The sequence below is a fragment of the Aporhodopirellula sallentina SM41 genome, from assembly GCF_000346505.1.
Classification (GTDB): Bacteria; Planctomycetota; Planctomycetia; order Pirellulales; family Pirellulaceae; genus Rhodopirellula; species Rhodopirellula sallentina.
This window is the reverse complement of the sequence record NZ_ANOH01000455.1, coordinates 1-5636: the sequence shown is the minus strand read 5'-3', so window position 1 is coordinate 5636 and position 5636 is coordinate 1. Positions and strand designations below refer to the sequence as shown.

The following is a 5636-nucleotide window of genomic DNA, read 5'->3' as shown; positions in this document are numbered from 1 at the left end:
GACTTTGGTGCGGTTGCCACCCCAGACTTTTCGATTCGCAACCGCTCGACGGATCGCTTGTTCGCCTCGCCAGTGCGTTGCGTCAGCCCCGGGATGACGCAGGAACGTGAACAGGTCATCAAGATGCGTTTCCAAGAACTTTGTGAAGCGTTCATTGGCAGCGTGCGTCTTCGGGTGACGCCCCAACTCCCACATCTGCATCGTCAGTCGACCTGCCATCACCTTCGCGATGCAGTGGTTCAACGCTGTTTGGTTCACAAAGAGCGGAATCTCAAGGCGAAGCTTTCCAAACGACATTGGGGTGAGGTCTCTCGTTTGTTCACGCGTCTTCGGGGTGTCCAAGGCTACGAGGCCGCCAAAGAAGTATTCGATGAGCTGGATAAGTTTATCAAACCGATCAACGCCGAGGCGCACACAAGCCTGTACGAAGCCGGGGAAGACCTTCAGGCGTTGTATCGCCTAAATGTTCCGAACACGCTTCATCGTTGCCTACTGAGCACCAATGCGATTGAGAATTCGTTCCGCACGACACGCCGCAAGCTCGACCGCGTGACACGCTTTCGAGCTGAGACGGATCAAACAAGCCGTTGGCTTTCGTACGCGTTGCTGGAGGCCGAGAAAGGCTTTCGTCGGATCACTGGATGCAAGTCAGTACCACATCTGTTGGCAGCCCTGGCGAGACCCGAATCAGAAACCAGCTGAAAATGCCTCCGACCTCCTGGAGCTCGCCTACGGCGATCTCCAGGAGGTCGGGCTTGTTGCCCACTCAAACCCGATCACTTACGTTTTAACAGAGAGACCATCACGAGTTTCAACAACGAATGGGACATACCCTAGCGCAAAGGGGGCTGCGGCTGCGAAGCTTTGATCGCTGCAGCGCGCCGATGCGTTGACTGCGACGATAGGGTTAGTGAGATCGAAACGCGTGATGCGTCAATCCATTAGGTCGCCCTGTCCGACCGGCTGAGCGTTGAGTTCTTCATCGGAGATCACCAACTCTGGGTGTTCGTCGAGATAGGCACTCATTTCGCTGCGTTCGAACGGAACCGAAGGTTTTTCTGCTTCGCAGCCCGCGCTTAATAAGACGACGGTTGCCAAGGAAAGTGCAATTTGAATTCGCATGGGATTGGTAATGCGGAAAGAGTCATGGTTTGAAAAGCCGGACACTGCGAACGCGTCCGGTCGTAAGTACTGCATGTTGGAATGCAGCGAGAGAATTTGTTCGCAGCAGCCCCTGCCGAGCAACGCAGAAAGATGACGTTGAACGTATCGACGGTGAACGCGGAAGTCTTCTTAGTCGGTGTCGAGCCTTCGCGGATGCGTGGCCTGTCTGCCGTTCTGTTGAATAACGAACAGCCGCCTGGCGTTAAACCTGGTTGTTCGTATGAACCGCAAGGAACGCCGGGCGGCTAGCAGACTCTCCGATCGGCCTAAGGAAAGTCAGTGATGACTTCGCTCGATGCTCGCGTACCGAGAGCACCCCACAATCCATAGGGGCTCGGGCTACCGGGGACCGATAGCGGGTCGTCGTGCGCCGCGTGCACACCAACTTGTCCCCTGTTCCCGTCGCCGGCTTCGATGGAATCGGTCACGAACTTGACCGCTCCATCACCCATCAGTACGTGGACTCCACCTTGGTGACGACTGCTCGGTGGGGCAACCATGATTGAGTAGTAATAGTTGTTTCCGCACAATTCGGCGTTGGGCGGCAAGATGGTTAGCATTTGCGTGAAGATCGGCAACAGCGATGCCCACTTCATTCCGCGTTGCTGGTCAGCGCTTCCTGTCAACGCGTTCGGTGCGGGCGTGTCGGACCAGAATTGTGGGCGTTCAGGATCGATGCTGACGCGACACGCCAAGTTGCCTCCTGCGTTAAGAATGTTGGAGACTCTGTTGTCCGCTAAGTGAGTTCGCTTGTCCCGATCACCGAGATCGGTTGCGATTTCTCCCGCAAAGATCGTGTTCGACAAACCGTCGAGAACGTCTCGGAACTTCGAGTCGAGTTGAACGGCAAATGCTCCACGTTGGGACGCTCGGACTCGCTCGTTCATCGGGGGCGTCCCTCCGCTTTGTGGAATCCCGGTCAAACGATTGAGTGCCCCGCCAAAGCCGGTGTCACACGAGTCGCCTGTGCACAATGCGTAGTTTGTACGACCCGGAGCAGGAAGTCCGATCCCGGGATCACTAGGACAGCGGAGTGTGGGGATGTTCGTCAGCCAAGGATCGTAGTAGCCCCACGTGACATGGGACGAGAGGGGCATCCCCGGCCACGGACCCATTGGGTTGTAAACACGAACTCCGCCTGAATCATCCGTGGTTTGATACGGGTTTGCGATTTGTTCCCAGAGAGCTTGCTGCTCAAAGAAGGGAGTAAGTGGGACTAACGCAGAAAGTTCTAACCGGTTGTTACCCCGCTGGCCGCTCTCGTGGCGTCCGGAATGGGTGCCCTTCGTACCGCCGCCGTGTACAGGCAACTGCTTGTAAGTCGAGTGGTAGTTGTGGATAGCGAGACCGATCTGTTTGAAGTTGTTGCTACAACTCATTCGTCGGGCCGCTTCCCGGGCGGCTTGTACTGCGGGCAACAGTAGGCCAACCAGGACTCCGATAATCGCAATCACAACGAGCAGCTCAACGAGAGTGAACGCGTTCCGCTTCATTCTTCTGTTCATGACGCACCTTTAATAAGTAATGTGTGAACCTGCGTTCGCGTTCGCTTAACGAACGTTCCGAGACGCAAAATGGCTACGATGCGTGTGAATGACTCGTTGGGCAGTTGCCTCGAATAGAAAATTTCGATGGACGGGATTGCAGGATGATCGTGATGCTCAAGCCTCTAAAGTATAGTTAATGGCAACGAGCACGCGATTAGTTTCCTGGTAGAACAAGTGTTCGATAAATGCTTTTCGAATCATCCACACTGATTGATGATTAGTATAGGGTTCGAGGTGAATGGGTGATTGGAAGGACCACGCGTTTGAAAGCAAAAGTGCGCATAGCGCTACGTTCCACTGGGGCTTTGTGGGTATAGGCAAGATGGCGAGTGTGTTGTGCCCGTCTTTACTTTTGATCGAGTCAAGTTTGCAGTGACGCAATCGTGAACGCCGCAGCGCGATCAGATTGAGGCAGCCCAAAGAAATACAGAACGCGTGGCACACTGAAAGTAGGAGATGTCTCTTCAAGCCGTTGTCGACCCAAATGTATCTTTGAACCAAAAACGCTTTAGCAATTAGGCGGCTGCCGAGAGAAGCGACCAGCGCAGAAATTGAGAACAAGGCTTCGTTTCGCCCCGGGTTAGACCGCTGAATTAATTTCGATCAATTGACCGGCGGCTAATTATGTAGCCAATGGCGTTAGGCACCGGATCCCTGGCGACCATAACGCCATCAGGCCGGATGCCGAAAAAAACGCGATGTCGCCCTCTGGGCTGGTGGTTCGGTTCAGGAACCTTCCGCAGGCTCGCGGCACCGGCAGCGGATGTTTGGGCGTCCGTCTTAGAATCAACGCCATAATCCCAGAGTATCTGCATAGCAAAGTTCTGACTGATTTCTCCGACTGCGCCGACCCGCACCAGGGCGAATGGTTTGGGATCCCCAGGGAGAGAAAGAACGTTTTGTGATTAGCAGACTGGGCTCTCCGACACCGCGGCCAACGCCAAGTTTTTGGTAAGCGATCGGATAGGTTCTTCAAGGTTGACGCTTAAGCGATCAGGGAAGGAACCATCTTGGGAGATGTACAGGGCCACGACTAGCCATTCATTCTTCTGCGTTGAGCAAAACGTTGAAGTTGGGCGATCGATCGAGAGATCCCAAGGAAATTTCAGTAGCCGATCGGTCAATAAAAAAATCTAATGTTTAAGAATATGATGCACTGAGTAACTTTGGTTTGGGCCGCGGCAATGTTATGATACACTAATGCTGTAGCGGATATGTTGTCTCTACGTGTTCTGTCTTAACAGATGTTTTTAGTTTCGAACATTGAAGGTGGTGTTATGAATGTTATCTCAAAGTTGTTGTGTCAGATTGCCTGTTTCACGGTCATTGCATCGTCTACCGCGTTCGTGGGTTGTGGCGCAGATGAAGGATCGAAAATGATTCAACCGGAAATGAGCGCTGAAGAAATCCAAGCGAAGGCGGATTCAAAATCTGACGAAGTTGTTGACCCTACATAGTCGCAGGTTCGGATCCTGGATCGCCGCGATGCGTCTTTAGGCTTTCGCTGTAATGTGTTGTTGGGTTTGCCAAGTTTGTTATCGATTGCTTATGACTTGTGCGCTTGATTGGCAACACGCTAAGGAACCTATCTGGATGATTTGGTAGTTTGATCAAGCGGTGGACGTTCACGCTGGTTCTGTTGCGGTAGTCGCAGCGAATGTCGAACGGCTGATATACTTCGGAGTGATTCAAAAAAGTCCCTGGTAGCAAAAATTGCCACCAGGGATTTTGTTGTTTAGTGATAATGCAGTTTGTCTTAGAACTCTTGATCGATCACTTCTTTCGCAGCGCGACTTCCGAGTGCTCCCCATAGGCCATATGGGCTCGCCGCACCAACCAGGTTGCTATTGGTATTGTCGTAGTAGTACGGGATGGCGGCTGCCGAATTTCCTGCTTCGATGGAATCGGTAATGAACTTGACCGCTCCATCACCCATAAGAATATGGGCACCACCTTGGTGACGACTGCTGGCGGACATGGGACCGCCATATACCGATCCGTTGTGCGACAGGATGCAGGACGCGCTGTTTGGTGGCAGGATGGTAAAGAAGCCAGAGAACATTGGTCCCCAGTCTGCCCATCGGTATCCGCGGCGATCATCGCTGCGATTGATCAGGTTGCCGTTGGCATTGTTACGAGCAACGCTTGGGCCCCAAAATTGTGGGCGTGTTGGATCGGCAGAATCACCACATTGACCTGGGTTGGCGTAAGAGTCTGTACCATTTGGGGCACTGAACGATGATCCAGAGATGACGCGAAGGTCCGTTCTGATATCACGGTCGCCTAAGTCGGTAGCGATTTCTCCTGCCATAATGGTGTTCGACAAACCGTCGAGTGTGTCACGGAAACGCATCGCGTGCCGTGGTTTGAACATGCCACGGTGTCCGATGCGGGTGCGTTCGGCGACTTGGGCGAGCGTCGCGAGCGAGTGATACTGACCGGTCGTTTGACCGTTGGAGGCTGGGTTCGTGAGTTGATAGACATAGTGTCCGTCGCCCAAGCAGGCTGCGTAGTTGGTGCGACCTTGTGCAGGCAAGCCGGTGCCGGGATCACTCGGGCAGCGCAGGGTTGCGATCTCCGTCGCCCATGGAACATAACCATCTTGGACCCAAGGGTTGGGCCCCATCGCACTCCAAGATCCCGTCATCGTGGTGCCGGTCGTGTTTTGGCGACTGGGATTTGAGATCATTTCCCAAATGGCTTGCTGTTCGAAGAACGGCGTTAGAGCGACAAGCATGCTCAGTCGTCGTGAGTTGCGTCCTCCTCCTGAGGTGATGTTACCGCCACCTTCGCCGAAGCCTTGAGAGTTGTTGATGCTGTTGGTACCGCTGCCTTGAATTGGCAATTGGTTGTAAGAGGAATGGTAGTTGTGAACGGCCAGACCGATTTGTTTGAAGTTGTTACTACAACTCATTCGCCGTGCCG

General features: G+C 53.6%; 5 protein-coding genes. 2 read left to right on the top strand and 3 right to left on the bottom strand.

Going from position 1 to position 5636, the window contains the following annotated elements; translation table 11 throughout:
* Positions 1-702, top strand: a 702-nt coding sequence (locus RSSM_RS29775) for a transposase (RefSeq protein WP_236621487.1), incomplete at its 5' end; no start/stop codon positions are given.
* A 231-nt stretch (positions 703-933) separates the two neighbouring features.
* Here the strand turns inward: RSSM_RS29775 and RSSM_RS29770 are convergent.
* Positions 934-1122: a hypothetical protein gene (locus RSSM_RS29770; protein ID WP_008688656.1), complete on the bottom strand. Its 189-nt coding sequence runs from the start codon at positions 1120-1122 to the stop codon at positions 934-936.
* Between the two features lie 132 nt (positions 1123-1254).
* On the opposite strand from RSSM_RS29770, the gene RSSM_RS34020 reads away from it, so the two are divergent.
* Positions 1255-1413: a hypothetical protein gene (locus RSSM_RS34020; protein WP_160168190.1), complete on the top strand. Its 159-nt coding sequence runs from the start codon at positions 1255-1257 to the stop codon at positions 1411-1413.
* 17 nt (positions 1414-1430) lie between these two features.
* Here RSSM_RS34020 and RSSM_RS29765 read toward each other — a convergent pair whose 3' ends face one another.
* Both RSSM_RS29765 and RSSM_RS29750 read right to left on the bottom strand, forming a co-directional pair.
* Positions 1431-2669, bottom strand: a complete 1239-nt coding sequence (locus RSSM_RS29765; protein WP_044304018.1) for a DUF1559 domain-containing protein — start codon at positions 2667-2669, stop codon at positions 1431-1433.
* A gap of 1798 nt (positions 2670-4467) precedes the next feature.
* On the bottom strand, positions 4468-5636 hold a 1169-nt coding region (locus tag RSSM_RS29750), incomplete at its 5' end, for a DUF1559 domain-containing protein (RefSeq protein WP_044304015.1).

Coding starts and splice junctions, on each gene's coding strand:
- RSSM_RS29765 (WP_044304018.1), bottom strand. CDS start 2,669: ATGAACAGAAGAATGAAGCGGAACGCGTTCACTCTCGTTGAGCTGCTC.
- RSSM_RS34020 (WP_160168190.1), top strand. CDS start 1,255: ATGACGTTGAACGTATCGACGGTGAACGCGGAAGTCTTCTTAGTCGGT.
- RSSM_RS29770 (WP_008688656.1), bottom strand. CDS start 1,122: ATGCGAATTCAAATTGCACTTTCCTTGGCAACCGTCGTCTTATTAAGC.